The following is a 17,199-nucleotide window of genomic DNA, read 5'->3' on the forward strand; positions in this document are numbered from 1 at the left end:
GAGGTAGAAACACATGCAGCTCGGCCTTGTAGGACTCGGCCGTATGGGCGGCAACATGCGGGAGCGGTTGCGCACCGCTGGTCACGACGTTGTCGGCTTCGACCACAATGCGCAGATCAGCGACGTAACGACCCTCGCGGGCCTGGCTGAGAAGCTCGAGTCGCCCCGCGCGGTCTGGGTCATGGTGCCCGCCGGTGTCACCGACGCCACCATCGACGAACTGGCCGAGGTGCTCGGCGAGGGCGACATCATCATCGACGGCGGCAACTCGCGCTTCAGCGACGACGCACCCCGGGCCGAGCGGCTCAACGAGCGGGGCATCGGCTACATCGACGTCGGCGTCTCCGGCGGCGTCTGGGGTCGGCAGAACGGCTACGGGTTGATGGTCGGCGGCGCCCAGGAGCACGTGGACCGGCTGATGCCGATCTTCAGCGCGCTCAAGCCGGAGGGAGAGTTCGGCTTCGTGCACGCCGGGCCGGTCGGCGCCGGGCACTACTCGAAGATGGTGCACAACGGCATCGAGTACGGCCTGATGCACGCCTACGCCGAGGGCTACGAGCTGATGGCGGCCTCGGAGTTGGTGACCAACGTGCCGGGCGTCATCAAGTCCTGGCGGGAGGGCACCGTCGTCCGTTCCTGGCTGCTCGATCTGCTGGACCGGGCGCTCGACGAGGACCCGGAGCTGGCCGATCTGAGCGGCTACACCGAGGACACCGGCGAGGGCCGGTGGACCGTCGACGAGGCGGTCCGGCTGGGGGTGCCGCTCAACGTCATCACCGCCTCGCTGTTCGCCCGGTTCACCTCGCGGCAGGACGACTCGCCCACCATGAAGGCCGTCTCCGCGCTGCGTCAGCAGTTCGGTGGCCACGCCGTCCACAAGCGCTGAGCGGTATCCACAACCTGTGTATGTCCACCGGCTGGAACTTGTCGACTTCCGCTCGTACGAGCGGGTGGCCGTCGACCTCCAGCCGGGGGCGAACGTCCTGACCGGCCCCAACGGCGTCGGCAAGACCAATCTCGTCGAGGCGCTGGGCTACGTGGCGACCCTGGACTCACACCGGGTCGCCACCGACGCGCCGCTGGTCCGGATGGGCGCCGCCGCCGCGGTCATCCGCTGTGCGGTGGTGCACGACGGCCGGGAGCTGCTGGTCGAGTTGGAGATCGTGCCCGGCAAGGCCAACCGGGCACGGCTGGGCCGCTCACCGGCGCGGCGGGCGAGGGACGTGCTCGGTGCCCTGCGACTCGTGCTCTTCGCCCCGGAAGACCTCGAGCTGGTCCGGGGAGACCCGTCCGAGCGCCGCCGCTACCTGGACGACCTGCTGGTCAACAGGCAGCCCCGGTACGCGGGAGTGCGGGCCGACTACGAGCGGGTCGTCAAGCAGCGCAACGCCCTGCTGCGTACCGCGTACCTGGCTCGCAAGACCGGCGGGTCGCGAGGCGGTGACCTCGGCACCCTCGCCGTCTGGGACACCCACCTGGCCCAGCACGGCGCGGAGCTGCTCGCCGGCCGACTGGAACTCGTGGCCGCGCTCACCCCGCACGTCGCCAAGGCGTACGACGCGGTGGCCGCCGGCCGGGGCGCGGCGAGCATCGCCTACCGACCCTCGATCGAGCTGGCCGAGCCGACCACCGACCGGGCCGCGCTGACCGACGCGCTGACCACCGCACTGGCCGCGTCCCGCTCCGCCGAGATCGAACGGGGCACCACCCTGGTCGGTCCGCACCGGGACGAGCTGGCGCTGACTCTCGGCCCGCTGCCCGCCAAGGGGTACGCCAGCCACGGCGAGTCGTGGTCGTTCGCGCTCGCGCTGCGGCTGGCCGGGTACGACCTGCTGCGCGCCGACGGTATCGAGCCGGTGCTGGTGCTCGACGACGTCTTCGCGGAGCTGGACACCGGCCGTCGGGAGCGACTGGCGGAGCTGGTCGGCGGGGCGAGTCAACTGCTCGTCACCTGCGCGGTGGACGATGATGTGCCAGCCGCTCTGCGCGGTGCCCGCTACCAGGTCGGCGAAGGGACGGTACGCCGTGTCGGATGAGCCACGCCCCAAGCGACCGGAGGCCGGTAAGGGCGACGCCGCTGGCGCGCGTACCCCGGGGGTGGAAGCGGCGGGCGGTGCGGAGGCCAGCGGTCCGGAGCTGGCTCGGGCGGTGCTCGACGCGGCGCTGTCCCGGCGGCAGGCGGCGGCCCGCGCCCGGCGTACCCCTGGCGGTGCGGGCGGCGACGCGGCCGGCGGGTCGGGACGGCGGTTGCGCGGTTACTCCGGCCCCGGCCCCGACCCGCGCGACCCGCAGCCGCTCAGCGCGGTGCTGAACCGGCTGGTGAAGGCGCGGGGCTGGCAGCAGCCGGCGGCCGAGGCCACCGTGTTCGGCGCCTGGGAGCGAGTCGTCGGCGCGGAGGTCGCCCAGCACAGTCGCCCGGTCAAACTGGAGAACGGCGAGCTGACGGTGGAGGCACGCTCGACCGCGTGGGCGACGCAACTGCGTCTGCTCGCCGGCTCGCTGCTCAAGCAGATCGCCAGCGAGGTCGGCCACAACGTGGTGCGCAAGCTGCACATCCATGGCCCGGCCGCGCCCTCCTGGGGCAAGGGGCCGCGCCGGGTACGCGGCCGGGGGCCCCGCGACACGTACGGCTGAGTCGGGCTCCTCAGCCCTTTCCTGCCTCGCGGGCCGCTCGCCTGCGTTCGCGCTGTTCCCGGGTGTAGCGCTTGCGTTCGGCCAGGTCGCGTTTCCACGCCTCGCGAGCCTCGGTCGAACCGCCCTGAACCGCACCCTGGACACCCTCGGCCGGGCCGGCGAGGTGCCGGAAGGCCCAGCTCAGGAGTCGGCCGCCCTCGCCTGGCGCCCTGGTGACCGCACCGTCCTCGCTCATCTTCCGCCCTCTCCCGCCGCGTGTCCGTCCGCCCGTTCCACGAGCAGATGGTTGGGGCACCAATGATTGGTACACCAATGATCGGTAGAGTAGTCACCGTGGCTGGTACGAGCAACCGATGAGCGATCGACCGGATCGCGACGACCCGTTGGCGCTGGAGCAGCAGGTCTGCTTCGCCCTGTCGGTGGCCGCGCGCAGCGTGGTGGCCGTCTACCGGCCGCTGCTGGAACCGATGGGGCTGACCCACCCGCAGTACCTGGTGATGCTGGCGCTCTGGCAGCACGCCCCGCTGTCCGGTCGCGACCTCAGCCGACTGTTGCAGCTCGACCCGGGCACACTCTCACCCCTGCTCAAGCGGCTCGAAGCGGCCGGCTACCTGCGCCGCGAACGCGACCCCGGCGACGAGCGCAGCCTCGCCGTCACGCTCACCGCCAGCGGCGCCGCCCTGCGGAGCCAGGCGGAGCTGATCCCGGCCGCGATCGTGCAGCGGCTCGGGCTGCCGGTCGAGGACCTGCAACACCTGCACGCGGTGCTCACCCAGGTGATCGCCGCCGCCAACCGACCGGCCGCCTCGGAGGCCGACGCGGCGGGTCAGACGTCGGCGTAGACGGCGAACCCGCGCTCCGCGCAGCGCCGGTAGAAAGCGGCGAGCACGCCCATCTCGGCGCAGGTGAAGTTCCACTGCGGCGGGTCGCCGCGCTCGTCGCGCAGCGCGTCGAGGCGGCTCTCCAGCCACCGCAGCTGCTGCTCGGCCAATCTGCCGTCGCCGAGCAGCGAGCGCAGCACCGTACTCACCGACTCGAAGGTGACCACCTCACCGTGCGGGCGGTGCCCGGCCACGAACCGCTCGATGCCGCTGGCGATCCAGGCGCAGCCGTCCGGGTCGATCACCGGGTCCTCGTCCTCGGCGGCGGCATCTGTGGCGTACAACACACCTTCCAGGCCGAGGAGCAGATCCACCAACTCGGTGTACGCCGTGGCCCGGATGGTGCCGGTCTTCGCGATCAGCTCGGCCAGCGCCGCCGTCGGCGCGGAGATCCGTGGCAGATCAACGATCTCGCCGAAGTCGACGAACTCGGCCGGCGCGACCGGATCATAGAAGCGGCCGGTCCGCGGCCAGTGCACCGCGACGTTGTCCAGCCCCATCTGTCACCTCTTAGAGAGCACGTGTCGGGTCGATCGGGTCGATCGTCCCGGTTCCGGCCGGTAAAGATCAAGCCTGGTTCCGGAGCGCCGCAAACGTACGGCACGGGGGCTTCGGCCGCGACCCCCGACCCGCCCGAGCGCGGGTCAACCCGTTCGGGGACGGCGCGTGCGATCGGACCCTGGCGTGTGGGGGGAGTCGCGGGCAACGGGGTTCTGCCGGCTACGGACTTCTCAGCCGCCTCTCTGAGGGTGCCGAGTGGTGGTTCTGTCCCCCGCGCACAGTAGGATTGACAGCGAGACGAAGACCCGGTGCGGGAGAGGGACGGGGCCGGTGGCCCCAGGTTCATTCTCCACGTCGGGTTGAGCCGATCGCGATCCGCGGGCAACCGCGGCGACCGGCGCGTTCGACCCGCTGTCCGGAGGTCTCCGGCACCGGTCCACGCGCCGACGTCGCGTCCTGTCCGCCGAACCCGCGCCCGCCGCGCCCTACCGGCGCGGCTGACGCGAGAAAGTGGCCGAGGGTGGCAGCGCAGGACAAGCAGGAGTACGGCGCAGAGTCGATCACCGTTCTCGAAGGGCTGGAGGCAGTTCGCAAGCGGCCCGGTATGTACATCGGGTCCACCGGCGAGCGCGGTCTGCACCACCTCGTCTGGGAGGTCGTCGACAACGCGGTCGACGAGGCCCTCGCCGGATACTGCGACACCATCGACGTGGTGCTGCTCGCCGACGGCGGCGTCCGGGTCACCGACAACGGCCGTGGGTTCCCGGTCGACCTTCACCCGAAGCTCAAGAAGCCCGGTGTCGAGGTCGCGTTGACCATCCTGCACGCGGGTGGCAAGTTCGACGGCAAGGCGTACGCGGTCTCCGGCGGTCTGCACGGCGTCGGTGTATCCGTCGTGAACGCGCTCTCCACCAAGATGTTCGTCGAGATCCACAAGTCCGGCAACGTGTGGCGGCAGCACTACACCAACTCCAAGCCGAGCCCGCTGGAGAAGGGCGAGACCACCGACAGCACCGGCTCGGCGGTCTCCTTCTGGCCCGACCCCGACGTCTTCGAAACCGTCGACTTCGACTTCCAGACCATCTACCGGCGCCTGCAGGAGATGGCCTTCCTCAACCGCGCCCTGCGCATCCACCTGCTCGACGAGCGGGTGGCCGAGGAGGAGGACGGCCGGCAGCGCGAGGTCACCTTCTACTACGAGGGCGGCATCGCGGACTTCGTCCGGCACCTCAACGCCTCGAAGAGCCCGATCCACAAGACCGTGGTCGAGTTCGAGGCCGAAGAGGAGGGCATGTCCCTCGAGATCGCCATGCAGTGGAACGAGTCGTACGGCGAGTCGGTCTACACCTTCGCCAACACGATCAACACCCACGAGGGCGGCACCCACGAGGAGGGCTTCCGGTCCGCGCTGACCAGCGTGGTCAACCGGTACGGCACCGACAAGAAGCTGCTCAAGGGCGACGAGAAGCTCTCCGGCGAGGACATCCGCGAAGGGCTCGCGGCGATCATCTCGGTCAAGCTGGCCAACCCGCAGTTCGAGGGGCAGACCAAGACCAAGCTGGGCAACACCCCGGTGAAGAGCTTCGTGCAGCGGGTCTGCAACGACCGGCTGGTCGACTGGTTCGACCGCAACCCGGCCGAGGCCAAGATGATCATCACGAAGGCGTCCCAGGCGGCCCGGGCGCGGATCGCCGCGCAGCAGGCGCGCAAGCTGGCCCGACGCAAGTCGCTGCTGGAGTCCGGCTCGATGCCGGGCAAGCTGGCCGACTGCCAGTCGACCGACCCGCGCGAGTCCGAGGTGTTCATCGTCGAGGGTGACTCGGCCGGCGGCTCGGCCAAGCAGGGCCGCGACCCACGGACCCAGGCGATCCTGCCGATCCGCGGCAAGATCCTCAACGTGGAGAAGGCCCGGATCGACCGGGTGCTGAAGAACAACGAGGTCCAGGCGCTGATCACCGCGCTGGGCACCGGCATCCACGACGACTTCGACATGGAGAAGCTGCGGTACCACAAGGTGGTGCTGATGGCCGACGCGGACGTCGACGGCCAGCACATCCAGACGCTGCTGCTCACCCTGCTGTTCCGCTTCATGCGTCCGCTTGTCGAGATGGGGCACGTCTACCTGGCCGCCCCGCCGCTCTACAAGATCAAGTGGAACAAGAAGGGCGACGACGCCCAGTACGCGTACTCCGACCGCGAGCGGGACGGTCTGATCGTGCTGCGCCAGCAGAAGAAGCCGAACGCCAAGCCGGACGACATCCAGCGCTTCAAGGGCCTCGGCGAGATGAACTATCCCGAGCTGTGGGAAACCACGATGAACCCGGCAACGCGTACCCTGCGTCAGGTCACTCTCGACGACGCGGCGACCGCCGACGAGTTGTTCAGTGTGCTGATGGGTGAGGACGTCGAGGCGCGCCGGTCGTTCATTCAGCGCAACGCCAAGGACGTGCGGTTCCTGGATATCTGACGGACTGCGGTGGATCGGCCGGGCAGTGCCCGGCCGATCCGGCGGTCCACAGAGTTATCCACAGCTTGGCCGGTATCCACAGCGGTTATCCACAGCACGAAAACGACTCTGAGTCTGATAAGGGTATACAGTGACCGATTCTCCCGAGTCCACACCGAACGAGCCCGAGGTCCCCGCCGAGGCCATCGCCGCCGTGGTCGCACACGACCGGATCGAACCGGTCGGGCTCGAGGTGGAGATGCAGCGCTCCTACCTCGACTACGCGATGAGCGTCATCGTCGGGCGTGCGCTGCCGGACGTCCGGGACGGCCTCAAGCCGGTCCACCGCAAGATCCTCTACGCGATGTTCGACTCCGGCTACCGCCCGGACCGCGGCTACGTGAAGTGCTCCCGGGTCGTCGGCGACGTGATGGGCCAGTTCCACCCGCACGGCGACTCGGCGATCTACGACGCGCTGGTCCGGATGGCGCAGCCCTGGTCGCTGCGCTACCCGCTGGTCGACGGCAACGGCAACTTCGGCTCGCCCGGAAACGACCCGGCCGCCGCGATGCGTTACTGCGTCACGGCAGATGTCCGTATTCGTACCGCCGAGGGCAGCGTGCGGATCGCCGACGTCGTGCCGGGCGCGGAGCCGTCCAGCGAGACCGACGTCGACCTCAAGGTCCGCGACCGCAACGGCGACCTGGTTCGCGCATCGAAGTTCTTCCACTCGGGCGAGCACCCGACGCTGCGGCTGCGTACCCGCGAGGGGTACGAGCTGACCGGCACCCACAACCACCCGGTGCTCTGCCTGGTGGACGTGGCCGGTGTGCCGACCCTGCTGTGGAAGCTGCTCGCCGAGATCTCCCCGGGCGACCGGGTGGTGCTCCAGCGTTCGGTGCCGGACGAGATCGGCTACCCGATGCTGGAGCACGTCGAGGCGGCGGTCCTCGCCGGCGCGTTTGTCAGCGAGGGCTTGGTCTCCCCTGGGCGGGCCGGGTTCAACAACGTGGACCGGGATTTCTTCGTCCGCGTCCTCGCGGCCTACGACCTGGCGGTGGGCGGCCCTCGTTACGTCAGCGAGCGGGTCATCGCCTCCGGCAGCACTCTGCACGAACTCGACGTGCAGGACCTCAGCGCGCTGCGCAAGAGCCTCCTCGGTGACCTGCTGGGCGCCCGCAGCGCCGCGAAGTTCGTCCCCGAGTTCGTCTGGCAGGGGCCGGCCGCGGTCAAGCGGGCCTTCCTCCAGGCGCTCTTCGAGGGCGACGGCTCGTCCTCGCTGCTGCCGCGCAACACGATCCAGGTCTCGTACTCCACGCGCAGTCAGCGGTTGGCCCGCGAGGTCCAGCAGTTGCTGCTGGAGTTCGGCGTGATCAGCCGGCAGACCCGCTACGACGACGGCGAGATCAAGGTCGTCGTCACCAACCGCCGCGACGCCCGGATCTTCGCCGCGCACGTCGGCTTCCTCGGCCGCAAGCAGGCCAAGCTGGAGGCGGAGCTGGCCCAGGTGCCGGCGAGCAGCACCGCGCTCTCCAGCGACCACGTACCGCTGGTCGGTGAGTTCATCCGCGAGCACGGCGCGCAGCGCTGGACCGAGCGGGACTGGCTTCGCCGGCACAACGTCGACCGGGTGGAGCGGTGGGAGCGGGACCGCGACGAGATCGCCGCCCGGATCAGCAACACCGAGGTGCTCGACGTGGTCGAGCCGTTGGTCGACGGTCGGTTCTACTACGCCGAGGTGGCGGAGATCACGGATGCCGGTGTGCAGCCGGTCTACAGCGTCCGGGTCGACACCGACGACCACTCGTTCGTCTCGGACGGGTTTGTCAGCCACAACACGGAGTGCAAGCTCGACCCGCTGGCCATGGAGATGCTGCGGGACATCGACGAGGACACCGTCGACCTCCAGGACAACTACGACGGCCGGGCCAAGGAGCCCACGATCCTGCCGTCGCGGATCCCCAACCTGCTGGTGAACGGCTCCGAGGGCATCGCGGTCGGCATGGCCACCAAGATCCCGCCGCACAACCTGCGGGAGATCGGCACGGCGGTGCAGTGGTGCCTCGACAATCCCGAGGAGGACGAGGAGACCACCCTCGAAGCCCTGCTCGGCATCGTCAAGGGTCCGGACTTCCCGACCTACGGCCTCATCGTCGGCCAGACCGCGATCCAGGACGCGTACCGCACGGGTCGTGGCTCGATCCGGATGCGCGCCGTGGTGGAGGTCGAGGAGGACAAGCGCGGCCGTCCCTGCCTGGTCGTCAGCGAGCTGCCCTACCAGGTCAACCCGGACAACCTGGCCGAGCGGATCGCCGAGCTGATCAAGGAGGGCAAGCTCGCCGGGATCGCCGACATCCGCGACGAGTCCTCCGGCCGTACCGGTATGCGGATCGTGCTGGTGCTCAAGCGCGACGCGGTCGCGAAGGTCGTGCTGAACAACCTCTACAAGCACACCCAGCTCCAGGAGACCTTCGGCGCCAACATGCTGGCCCTGGTCGACGGGGTGCCGCGCACGCTCAACCTGGCCCAGTTCATCCGCTACTACGTCGAGCACCAGATCGAGGTGATCCGTCGGCGGACCGCGTTCCGGCTGCGCAAGGCCGAGGAGCGGGCGCACATCCTGCGCGGTCTGGGCAAGGCGCTGGACGCGCTGGACGAGGTGATCGCGCTGATCCGGCGGTCGCCGACCGTGGACGACGCCCGGCAGGGCCTGATCCGGCTGCTGGAGATCGACGAGATCCAGGCGACCGCCATCCTGGACATGCAGCTGCGCCGTCTCGCCGCGTTGGAGCGGCAGCGGATCGTGGACGACCTGGCCAAGCTCGAGATCGAGATCGCCGACTTCAAGGACATCCTGGCCAAGCCGGAGCGGCAGCGGAAGATCGTCTCCGAGGAGCTCGGCGAGATCGTCGCCAAGTGGGGCGACGACCGCCGGACGCAGATCATCCCGTTCGACGGTGAGGTCTCGATGGAGGACCTCATCGCCCGCGAGGATGTGGTCGTCACGATCACCCGGACCGGGTACGCCAAGCGCACCAAGGTCGATCTCTACCGCTCGCAGCGACGCGGGGGTAAGGGCGTCAGTGGCGCTACGCTGCGGCAGGACGACATCGTCAGCCACTTCTTCGTCTGCTCGACCCACGACTGGATCCTGTTCCTGACGAACAAGGGCCGTGTGTACCGGGCCAAGGCGTACGAGTTGCCGGAGGCCAGTAGGGTAGCCAAGGGCCAACACGTGGCCAACCTGCTTGCCTTCCAACCCGACGAGCAGATAGCGCAGATCATTGAGATCCCGAACTACCAGGTAGCCCCCTATCTGGTACTGGCCACGAAGAACGGCCTGGTGAAGAAGACGCGGCTCGAGGAGTTCGACTCCAACCGTTCCGGCGGCATCATCGCGATCAACCTGCGCGATGAGGACGAGCTGGTCGGTGCTGCGTTGGTTGCGCCGGAGAACGACCTGCTGCTGGTCTCCAAGAAGGCGCAGGCGATCCGGTTCAACGCCTCGGACGAGGCGTTGCGGCCGATGGGCCGAGCCACCTCGGGGGTGATCGGCATGCGCTTCACGGACGACGACGTCCTGCTGGCCATGGAGGTCGTTCGGGAGGGTCTGGACGTTCTGGTGGCCACGAACGGGGGATACGCGAAGCGGACCCCGATCGAGGAATACCCGGTGCAGGGCCGGGGAGGTAAGGGCGTGTTGACTGCAAAGATCACCGAACGGCGCGGTGGTCTGGTCGGCGCGGTGGTGATCGATCCGGACGACGAGCTGTTCGCGATCACCAGCAACGGTGGTGTCATCCGGACTCCGGTGAAGCCTGTACGCCGTACGCGTGACCGGAACACAATGGGGGTCAAGCTGATGGACCTCCCGGACGGCGTGACTATCGTGGCGATTGCTCGCAATGCCGACGAGCCTGACGAACAGGACTAGTTGAATGACGGAGACACAGGCGAAGTCGGGGAACACGGGGACCTCGGCCAACCCGGTCGACGAGGAGGCCGCCAAGGGCGGCACACCAGCGACCGGCCGCGCGGCCGTAGGCCGGGCGACGGTCCCCGCCGACGCGCCTGCCCCGAAATTCACCAGGGCCCCGGGCATGACACCCCCGCCTGAGCCGACCAGCGATGACGCTGGCAAGGGTGACAAGACCGAGGCGTCCGGAGCCGAGGCGCCGACGTCTGCCGCCACACCCTCGGGTTCGGCGACACCCTCGGCCCGACCGGCGACCACCCAGCCGATCAACGTCCGGCCCGGCCAGGCCGCGTCGACCGGGGCCACCGGCACCCAGCCGCGGATCACACCCGGCATGACCCAGCCGCCGTCGGACGGTGCGCGTACCTCCGCTGGCGGCCGCCCGGTCAGCGGCGGTGGCCTGCCGCCGGGCATCGGCAACGCGTCGGCCGTCGGGGCCGCCCGTGTCGGTGACGCGGTACGCGCGGCACGTACGTCGGTCAGCTCGGCTGCGTCCCGAGGACCCCGCCGGGCTCGGCTGAACCTGAAGCGGATCGACCCGTGGTCGGTGATGAAGTTCGCGTTCGCCGTCTCGGTGGTGCTCTTCATCGTCGTGGTGGTCGCCACCTCGGTGCTCTACCTCGCGCTGGACGCGATGGGTGTGTTCAAGAGCGTCAACGAGAGCCTGAGCGACCTGGTCAACGCCGGCGGTGGGCAGAGCACCAGCGGCTTCCAGATCACCGCCAAGGGCGTGATCCTCAGCTCGGCGCTGATCGGTCTGGTCAACGTGGTGCTGTTCACCGCGCTGGCCACGCTGGGAGCGTTCGTCTACAACGTCTGCGCCGACCTGGTCGGCGGGATCGAGCTGACGCTCGCCGAGCGGGACTGAGCGACCGGGACGCCGGGGCACCGCGAAACGCGGTCGCTCCGGCGTCCCGTACTCGGGTAGGTTTTGGCAGGTGACGACGGCCCGGCTCGTGGGCGCGGACCCCGATTTGGGGCCGGCGCAGCGGATGGGTTAATCTTGCTCGTCGCAACGCGGGGCTATAGCTCAGTCGGTTAGAGCGCAGAGCTGATAACTCTGAGGTCGATGGTTCGATTCCATCTAGCCCCACCGCACGGTCGTCCGACGTTAGTCGAGCACGAGGGGTCGCCCCAATGTTCAAGAAGCTGCTGATTCTGGCTGGCGTCGTCGGCGTGGCCGCCGTCGTGTACAACAAGATCAAGGCCTCGAGCGACGAGCGTGCCCTCTGGCACGAGGCGACCACCGCACCCGACCTGCGCTGACCTCTGAGGCGGCGACAAGCGGTCGTCCACGGGGCCCTAGCTCAACTGGCAGAGCACTGCCTTTGCAAGGCAGGGGTTAGGGGTTCGAGTCCCCTGGGCTCCACCAGCACTTCCCCCGGTTGATCTCGGTCCTGAGGGCAGCCACGCGGTCCTGTCGTCCCCTCCTCGCCCTGATCGAGTAGGAGCGAGGCGAAGGCGTGCCGCAGCTCGTCCCGCTGTGGACCGCTTCCGCTCGCTCTTGGTCGACGTACTTCCGTTTCCGCTCCCGTCGATCCGACGAGGCGTCGACCACGGCACTGTCAGCGCCTACCGCCACGTGCCCGGCGCGCGAGGTGCTTGAGCCTTAGTTGACTAGTCGGCCGACCATGGCGGCGAGCTGATCGGGATGCTCATCGGTGACCAAGTGGCCGGCGCTGAAAATAATGTCAGGGTCAACATGGAGCCGCTGTTGTGCCCCTGATCGCAATCGGTTCGGCGGCAAGAACACGTCCTGGTCTCCGCTAGCGATCACGACCGGCACCGTGCGCGTTACCGGCGGGACGAGATCATCGGAACTCACCGGACGGGTGTGTCGGGCGACCAACGTCATCCACTCCACCAGGTCTGCGCGGGGCGCTCGGCCGGTAGCAGACAGGATTCGCAGCAGACGAAGACTCGAAGCAGATCGTGGCCGTACCAGCCAGCTCAGGAACGCCAACAAGACACGGGGAGTGACCCTGAGTCGGCACAGCCCTCCAGGAGCCACCGCGACCTTGCCGTGAATCCGCGAATGATCTGCCGTGAGCGCGACAGCGCCGCCGAACGAATGCCCGAACACCACGACCGGCCCGCTTGTGGATTTCTCGATGACCTCTTCCAGCCAGGAGCCGTACCAGGTGAGCCGGCCGCCGGCGGCATCCGCTTCACCGGAACTCAATCCAGGCTGGCCCGGAACGTCGGCAGCGACCACCCGGTACCGCTGAGCCAAGGTTGTGAGCAACGGCAGGTAGGCGGCCGTGCTGAAGCGGTCCTCAGCGACGAATACGACAGTCAGTGGGCCTCCGCCAGCGGTGAATACGTGTGTGTCTTCGCCTTTGGCGCGAATCATGCGTCGATCGTGTCGGACCGGCCACGCACTCAACTGCTCCTCGCACCACTGGCGAATGCTGTCCCTGCCCGCAGGAGTCCGATAGATCGACTTCACCGCTGCATCCTGCACCAGGACCATCGGAAGTACCACGCCACCAGCTCGAGCATCGTGAGGATCATCGGCGCCCGTCATACGGCCATCCGCACAGCCAAGCCCTCGTCACCGTACGGTGAAACCCCCGTGGCTGACGGTCTCTCTCAACCAGTCAAGCCAGGCCGCCCACAGGTCATCCCCATCCAACTCTGCACGGACGCTCGGCGACGAAGCCTGATAGCAGTCGAGCGCTTCGTCGATCTCCCTCGCTCCAACCAGCCAGGGACCATTGCTCGTCAGCTTGAACTCTGGGATACCAAGCATTCCAGGGACCGTCTGGGCCGACGCCGCCCGTTCGGCCTCGTTGTACGCGTCGCGCCGACTCTGATCAGCAGACTGCCAGTCGTCGATGCCCTGGAACGGCCAGGCGGGGAAGGGCTGCGGGGCTCCGTGGTAGGTCATGCCGGTTCGGCGCATACCGTCGCGGCAGAGGCCCATGCCGGCGATGTTCAGATGGAACTGATATGCAGCCGCAAGCGTCTCGTACTCGTGCAGGCATGGAGGAGCGTGCACGCACAGGTCCCGCAGCTCAGAGCACGCTTCGAAGCGCGAGCGGGCAGTGGCAGCAGGTTCGGGTAGGTCAGTCCACTCAAGGTCGTAGCTCACGAGACCCCTTCGCTGCCGCGCATCAGCCAGCGCCCGGCGTCATGACATTCGCCGAGCAGCATACGGCGGTTCGTCAGGCAGGTCCTGACACCGATCGGTCACGCAGGTCACGAGACCGGACAGGTCGCCGGAGGTGATGTCGACCAAGGGGTCCGTACGTCTTCAAGGCGGCCCGCGACGGGCAAAACGCGCCGCCAACCCTCACCCTCGACTCGTCGCCGGTCACCCGGAGGCATCGAAGTTCGCTTGACGACGAAGCGGGCCGGTGGCCCGCCTCCCGAAGGGCGGTCGGTTGCATACGGGTGGGCATCGCGGGTAGTCCGGGCGGGGGCTGAGGTTTGAGGTCTGTTGCCCTTCAACAAGCCGGGGTCATGCCAAGGTTCCTGAGGTCCGACGGCGGGGAGGCACAGTGGTGCGCATCGACGTGAACGAGCCGAGGGCTGCCGAACGGTTCTGGGAAGGGATGCGGGAAGTAGCCAGTGCTGCCGCCCGGCATCGCGATCCACAGTTGTACGAGTCGATCGTCAAGATCGGCAGGGCCGCGCTTTCTCAAGGTGTTGAGCTAGTGCCCTCAAGTGGGCTCTTTCTCCAGTGCCCCGTCTGCGGCGTCTCCCCAGGTCAGCGCTGTATCAGCGCGCCCAGGAACCCTCTACAGGACAACGTCCTCCACCCGGCTCGTATGGAGCTGGCCGAGAAGGCGCTCAAGGGAGATGTCCCCCTTCCTGCTCCACTTCGTTAACTGCCCCCAACACGACCAGGAGCGGGTTGGGAGGGTCGAGCTAGCGGGTCAGCGTGCTAAGCGCGGACGCCGCGTGACACCTGGCCTTCGGCCGCTGTCAGCCAGCGTCGATACCAACTGCCGAACCCGAGCGATGTCCCGTCGTCGTCGCGCCGGCGACCCTCCTCTGGGGCTGGACCGCCTGACGACAGGCCGACGCTGAGATCCGCTCTCATCGACCAAGGAACCGTACGATCGCGTCGCGAAGAGGCCGGTCCAGGTCGCGAGGCTCATGGTCAGGGGCGGACGACGGGGTACCGGCAATGAGCTCAGTCAGAACAGACTCCAGCCGCTTCCGCTCCGGTCGCAGGTCCGACCAGGCCGTGTCGGGTAGCCGCAGCACGTTGGCGAGCAGGTCACCTGGGTAATAATCTCCCTCGGCCAACGGATCGCGGAGCAGGACCTGTATCGCGAGAGGCAGCAGTGCGGGTACGCCAATCTCTTGCCCGAGCATGATGCGCAGGTCTTCGACCGTGAACTCGGTCAACGGCGTGCGTCGCAGCTCCGTGCACCGTCTCGTCAGAGACGTGGCGTCCGGGCCGAGGTCCGGCCGCACGTCCCGTTCAAGCTGCTCGATGGTCGTCATGGCGGTCAGGGTAGTTCGCACCCGGCACCCTGGGCCGGCCGGAAGGTTGGCGGCCGTCCACGGGTCGCCGCTGGCCGACGAGGATCCGGCGAAATCTTTCCGGTGGGGCGTCGAATCCGGAACGAGTCGTTCGTAGAGGAGACGAGAGGTGGCCGAAGGTGGCCGCCGGGACAAGGAGTCACGAGGATGGCGCGATACCTGATCTCGTTCAACGACGGCGCGATGGACCACATCCCCGCTGAGGAGATGCCCGACGTGGGCAAGGCCGCGCACGCGGTGGTCCAGGAGGCCGTGAACGCCGGCGCGTGGGTGTACGGCATCGGCCTCGAAAGGCAGCAGGCGAGCATCGTGACCCCCGACGGGACGGTCACCGACGGCCCTTACCCGGAGACCAGGGAGGTCATCGGCGGTTTCGTCGTCGTCGACGTGGCCACCCGCGAGGAGGGATTGGCGTGGGCTGCCAAGATTGCCGCTGCCTGCCGCTGCGCGCAGGAGGTCCGGGAGCTCATGCCCGATCCCGAGACGGAGGCGATGCTCGGTCGCGCCGACAGTCGGGGGTGACACCACCGACGGTGCCCGGTCAAGGGACGCCGCCCTTTGTCATGATCCGTGCATGGATGAACAGTCGGTGCTCGTCACCGACCCGGCGGCGGTCACCGGTCACGCGGTCGCCGACCGGCGTGCGGCGGACATCGACTGGTCCACAGAGGAGACCTGGAGACGGCGGTCAAGGAGCTCCGATCGGACCTGGCGACCTCCGTGTCGAGCATCGTGGACATCAGCCAGCTGGTCGACGGCATTCCGGGAGTGGAGTTTCGCGGGGGCCTCTGCTGGGCCGAGCAGGGCCCGTCCCGGGACCCCTTCGCCCGGACGCGGGGTGACGACTCGGGCGCGGTGAGGTGAAGGCGGGCGGCATGGCCGTGGCCGACCGGGGTAGGAGAAACGGCAACAACCCCCCGGAAGTGAGGTGTCTTACCAATGCCTACGGCACGCGAGATCATGACGAACGACGTGACCTGTGTCCGCGAGCAGGACGACCTGAAGTCGGCCGCGAAGCAGATGGCAGAGCTGGGGGTCGGCGCCCTGCCGATCTGCGGCGAGGACAACCGGCTGAAGGGCATGCTGACCGACCGTGACATCGTGGTGAAGGTGCTTGCGGAAGGCCGCGATCCGGCCAACGTCACGGTGGGCGAGCTGGCCCAGGGCGAGGCGGTGACCATCGGCGCGGACGACGACGCGGCCGAGATCCTGCGCACCATGGGCCAGCACAAGGTACGCCGGCTGCCAGTGATCGACGGGCATGAGCTGGTCGGCATCGTCGCCGTCGCCGACGTGGCCCGTTCCCTGCCGGAGCGGCCCGTGGGTGACCTCATCGAGGCCATCTCCGAGCGCGGCTGACCGTCGCATCCGTCCTCGATCGCCGCCCCGGGTGGGCGGCGATCGCCGTGTCGGGGGTCTGCGCGAATCGGTGGTCAGTCGGGCGGGGTGAGGGATGCGGTCTCGCCGCGGGCGATGGTGCGTACCTGCTTCACCCAGCCCCGGCGGCGGGCCTCGTCGACGAAGTGCGCGAGCGGGGACCGGAACACCGGGTAGTCGTCGTAGTGGATCGGCACGGTCAGCTTCGGGCGGACCAGTTCCGTCAGGTCGGCACCCTGGCTGGCATCCATGGTGAGCAGCACCCCGGCGACCCTCGTGCCGCCGAGGTGGATGAGCATGGCGTCGATGTCCGGGTAGCGCTCGGGGATGGCGGTGAGCAGCGGCCGGTTGAGGGTGTCGCCGGTGACGTACAGCCGGAACTCTCGAGCACCGGCGCGTTCCACGTCGATCATCGTGCCCATGACGTCGGGCATCAGCAGGTCCAGGGCACCCGGGCCGTGTTGGCCGGGCATCGAGGTCAGGCGCAGTGTCGTACCGTCGCGGTGCAGTTCCCGGGACGACCAGGTCGGCAGGCCCTGGGCGGCCTGGAAGCCCCAGCGACGCAGGCGGCGTTCGGCCGCTGGCGTGGTGACGATGGGCAGGTCACGGTCCAGTTCGCGGCGGGCCACCCGGTCGAAGTGGTCGCCGTGCAGGTGGGAGAGGACCACCGCGTCCAGCTCCGGGAGCTGGGCGATCCGCAGCGCCGGGTCCGTGCGTCGGCGCGACCACAAACCCTTGCCCAGGTACGCCCGCTGACCCCGATGCAGGAAGTTCGGGTCGGTCAGCAGGGTGAACCCGCCGATCCGCAGCACCGTCGTCGCGGTACCGATGAACGTCACCTGGGGTTGCTCCACCATCGTGCCCACCTCCTCCGGCTCCGGTACCCC

At 68.7% G+C, this 17,199-nt stretch carries 16 protein-coding genes and 2 tRNA genes; 12 read left to right on the top strand and 6 right to left on the bottom strand.

Annotated elements, in window-relative coordinates; genetic code table 11:
• Nucleotides 1-13 precede the first annotated feature (13 nt).
• The 3 genes from gnd (at nt 14) to AB0O48_RS13495 (ending at nt 2,634) form a co-directional block, all read left to right on the top strand.
• A complete protein-coding gene (gene gnd / locus AB0O48_RS13485; protein ID WP_357571608.1) occupies nt 14-886 on the top strand; it encodes a phosphogluconate dehydrogenase (NAD(+)-dependent, decarboxylating) in 873 nt (290 codons plus the stop codon).
• 16 nt (nt 887-902) lie between these two features.
• Complete coding sequence (gene recF, locus AB0O48_RS13490; protein ID WP_365065451.1) at nt 903-2,036, top strand: DNA replication/repair protein RecF; 1,134 nt, start codon at nt 903-905, stop codon at nt 2,034-2,036.
• 61 nt (nt 2,037-2,097) lie between these two features.
• Nucleotides 2,098-2,634 carry a DciA family protein gene (locus AB0O48_RS13495; protein WP_365065894.1) on the top strand — a complete coding sequence of 179 codons (537 nt, stop codon included), beginning with the start codon at nt 2,098-2,100 and terminating at the stop codon, nt 2,632-2,634.
• Between the two features lie 10 nt (nt 2,635-2,644).
• Here AB0O48_RS13495 and AB0O48_RS13500 read toward each other — a convergent pair whose 3' ends face one another.
• Nucleotides 2,645-2,869, bottom strand: a complete 225-nt coding sequence (locus AB0O48_RS13500; RefSeq protein WP_357243012.1) for a hypothetical protein — start codon at nt 2,867-2,869, stop codon at nt 2,645-2,647.
• Nucleotides 2,870-2,987: 118 nt separating this feature from the next.
• Here AB0O48_RS13500 and AB0O48_RS13505 point away from each other — a divergent pair, with 118 nt between their 5' ends.
• On the top strand, nt 2,988-3,476 hold the full coding sequence (locus AB0O48_RS13505) for a MarR family transcriptional regulator (protein ID WP_357243015.1): 489 nt from the start codon (nt 2,988-2,990) through the stop codon (nt 3,474-3,476).
• Here the strand turns inward: AB0O48_RS13505 and AB0O48_RS13510 are convergent.
• Nucleotides 3,461-4,015 carry a hypothetical protein gene (locus AB0O48_RS13510; RefSeq protein ID WP_357243018.1) on the bottom strand — a complete coding sequence of 185 codons (555 nt, stop codon included), beginning with the start codon at nt 4,013-4,015 and terminating at the stop codon, nt 3,461-3,463. The two genes, AB0O48_RS13505 and AB0O48_RS13510, sit on opposite strands and share 16 nt — an antisense overlap.
• Nucleotides 4,016-4,536: 521 nt before the next feature.
• Here AB0O48_RS13510 and gyrB point away from each other — a divergent pair.
• The 6 genes from gyrB to AB0O48_RS13540 all read left to right on the top strand — a co-directional run bounded on the left by gyrB (nt 4,537) and on the right by AB0O48_RS13540 (nt 11,810).
• Complete coding sequence (gene gyrB / locus AB0O48_RS13515) at nt 4,537-6,483, top strand: DNA topoisomerase (ATP-hydrolyzing) subunit B (protein WP_357243021.1); 1,947 nt, start codon at nt 4,537-4,539, stop codon at nt 6,481-6,483.
• Nucleotides 6,484-6,676: 193 nt separating this feature from the next.
• A complete protein-coding gene (gene gyrA / locus AB0O48_RS13520; RefSeq protein ID WP_365065896.1) occupies nt 6,677-10,396 on the top strand; it encodes an intein-containing DNA gyrase subunit A in 3,720 nt (1,239 codons plus the stop codon).
• 4 nt (nt 10,397-10,400) lie between these two features.
• The gene (locus AB0O48_RS13525) at nt 10,401-11,306 is read left to right on the top strand and encodes a DUF3566 domain-containing protein (RefSeq protein ID WP_357243024.1); all 906 of its coding nucleotides are present in this window, start codon (nt 10,401-10,403) and stop codon (nt 11,304-11,306) included.
• Nucleotides 11,307-11,457: 151 nt separating this feature from the next.
• Nucleotides 11,458-11,531 (top strand) — tRNA-Ile (locus AB0O48_RS13530).
• Nucleotides 11,532-11,575: 44 nt separating this feature from the next.
• Nucleotides 11,576-11,704 carry a DLW-39 family protein gene (locus tag AB0O48_RS13535; protein WP_357243027.1) on the top strand — a complete coding sequence of 43 codons (129 nt, stop codon included), beginning with the start codon at nt 11,576-11,578 and terminating at the stop codon, nt 11,702-11,704.
• A gap of 30 nt (nt 11,705-11,734) precedes the next feature.
• Nucleotides 11,735-11,810 (top strand) — tRNA-Ala (locus tag AB0O48_RS13540).
• 237 nt (nt 11,811-12,047) lie between these two features.
• On the opposite strand, the gene AB0O48_RS13545 is transcribed toward AB0O48_RS13540, so the two are convergent.
• The 3 genes from AB0O48_RS13545 to AB0O48_RS13555 all read right to left on the bottom strand — a co-directional run bounded on the left by AB0O48_RS13545 (nt 12,048) and on the right by AB0O48_RS13555 (nt 14,896).
• Nucleotides 12,048-12,911 carry an alpha/beta hydrolase gene (locus AB0O48_RS13545; RefSeq protein ID WP_357571609.1) on the bottom strand — a complete coding sequence of 288 codons (864 nt, stop codon included), beginning with the start codon at nt 12,909-12,911 and terminating at the stop codon, nt 12,048-12,050.
• A gap of 81 nt (nt 12,912-12,992) precedes the next feature.
• Entirely contained in the window at nt 12,993-13,532 is a 540-nt protein-coding gene (locus tag AB0O48_RS13550; protein ID WP_357243032.1) for a hypothetical protein, read from the bottom strand.
• Between the two features lie 950 nt (nt 13,533-14,482).
• Nucleotides 14,483-14,896: a contact-dependent growth inhibition system immunity protein gene (locus AB0O48_RS13555; RefSeq protein WP_357243035.1), complete on the bottom strand. Its 414-nt coding sequence runs from the start codon at nt 14,894-14,896 to the stop codon at nt 14,483-14,485.
• 186 nt (nt 14,897-15,082) lie between these two features.
• Here AB0O48_RS13555 and AB0O48_RS13560 point away from each other — a divergent pair, with 186 nt between their 5' ends.
• Nucleotides 15,083-15,457 carry a YciI family protein gene (locus AB0O48_RS13560; RefSeq protein WP_357243038.1) on the top strand — a complete coding sequence of 125 codons (375 nt, stop codon included), beginning with the start codon at nt 15,083-15,085 and terminating at the stop codon, nt 15,455-15,457.
• Nucleotides 15,458-15,874: 417 nt separating this feature from the next.
• Nucleotides 15,875-16,294 (top strand): CBS domain-containing protein, encoded by a 420-nt coding sequence (locus AB0O48_RS13565; RefSeq protein WP_357243042.1) that lies wholly within the window; start codon nt 15,875-15,877, stop codon nt 16,292-16,294.
• 74 nt (nt 16,295-16,368) lie between these two features.
• Here AB0O48_RS13565 and AB0O48_RS13570 read toward each other — a convergent pair whose 3' ends face one another.
• Nucleotides 16,369-17,169 carry an MBL fold metallo-hydrolase gene (locus tag AB0O48_RS13570; RefSeq protein WP_357243045.1) on the bottom strand — a complete coding sequence of 267 codons (801 nt, stop codon included), beginning with the start codon at nt 17,167-17,169 and terminating at the stop codon, nt 16,369-16,371.
• Nucleotides 17,170-17,199: the final 30 nt, after the last annotated feature.

Origin of the sequence: Micromonospora sp. NPDC085948 (assembly GCF_040686315.1) — a bacterium.
Lineage (GTDB): Bacteria > Actinomycetota > Actinomycetes > Mycobacteriales > Micromonosporaceae > Micromonospora.

Excerpts from the sequence above, each read along its gene's own strand:
- AB0O48_RS13570 (WP_357243045.1), bottom strand. The coding sequence starts at position 17,169 with ATGGTGGAGCAACCCCAGGTGACGTTCATCGGTACCGCGACGACGGTG.
- AB0O48_RS13500 (WP_357243012.1), bottom strand. The coding sequence starts at position 2,869 with ATGAGCGAGGACGGTGCGGTCACCAGGGCGCCAGGCGAGGGCGGCCGA.
- AB0O48_RS13545 (WP_357571609.1), bottom strand. The coding sequence starts at position 12,911 with ATGGTCCTGGTGCAGGATGCAGCGGTGAAGTCGATCTATCGGACTCCT.
- AB0O48_RS13535 (WP_357243027.1), top strand. The coding sequence starts at position 11,576 with ATGTTCAAGAAGCTGCTGATTCTGGCTGGCGTCGTCGGCGTGGCCGCC.
- AB0O48_RS13525 (WP_357243024.1), top strand. The coding sequence starts at position 10,401 with ATGACGGAGACACAGGCGAAGTCGGGGAACACGGGGACCTCGGCCAAC.
- AB0O48_RS13560 (WP_357243038.1), top strand. The coding sequence starts at position 15,083 with ATGGCGCGATACCTGATCTCGTTCAACGACGGCGCGATGGACCACATC.
- AB0O48_RS13555 (WP_357243035.1), bottom strand. The coding sequence starts at position 14,896 with ATGACGACCATCGAGCAGCTTGAACGGGACGTGCGGCCGGACCTCGGC.
- gnd (WP_357571608.1), top strand. The coding sequence starts at position 14 with ATGCAGCTCGGCCTTGTAGGACTCGGCCGTATGGGCGGCAACATGCGG.
- AB0O48_RS13510 (WP_357243018.1), bottom strand. The coding sequence starts at position 4,015 with ATGGGGCTGGACAACGTCGCGGTGCACTGGCCGCGGACCGGCCGCTTC.
- AB0O48_RS13505 (WP_357243015.1), top strand. The coding sequence starts at position 2,988 with ATGAGCGATCGACCGGATCGCGACGACCCGTTGGCGCTGGAGCAGCAG.
- AB0O48_RS13565 (WP_357243042.1), top strand. The coding sequence starts at position 15,875 with ATGCCTACGGCACGCGAGATCATGACGAACGACGTGACCTGTGTCCGC.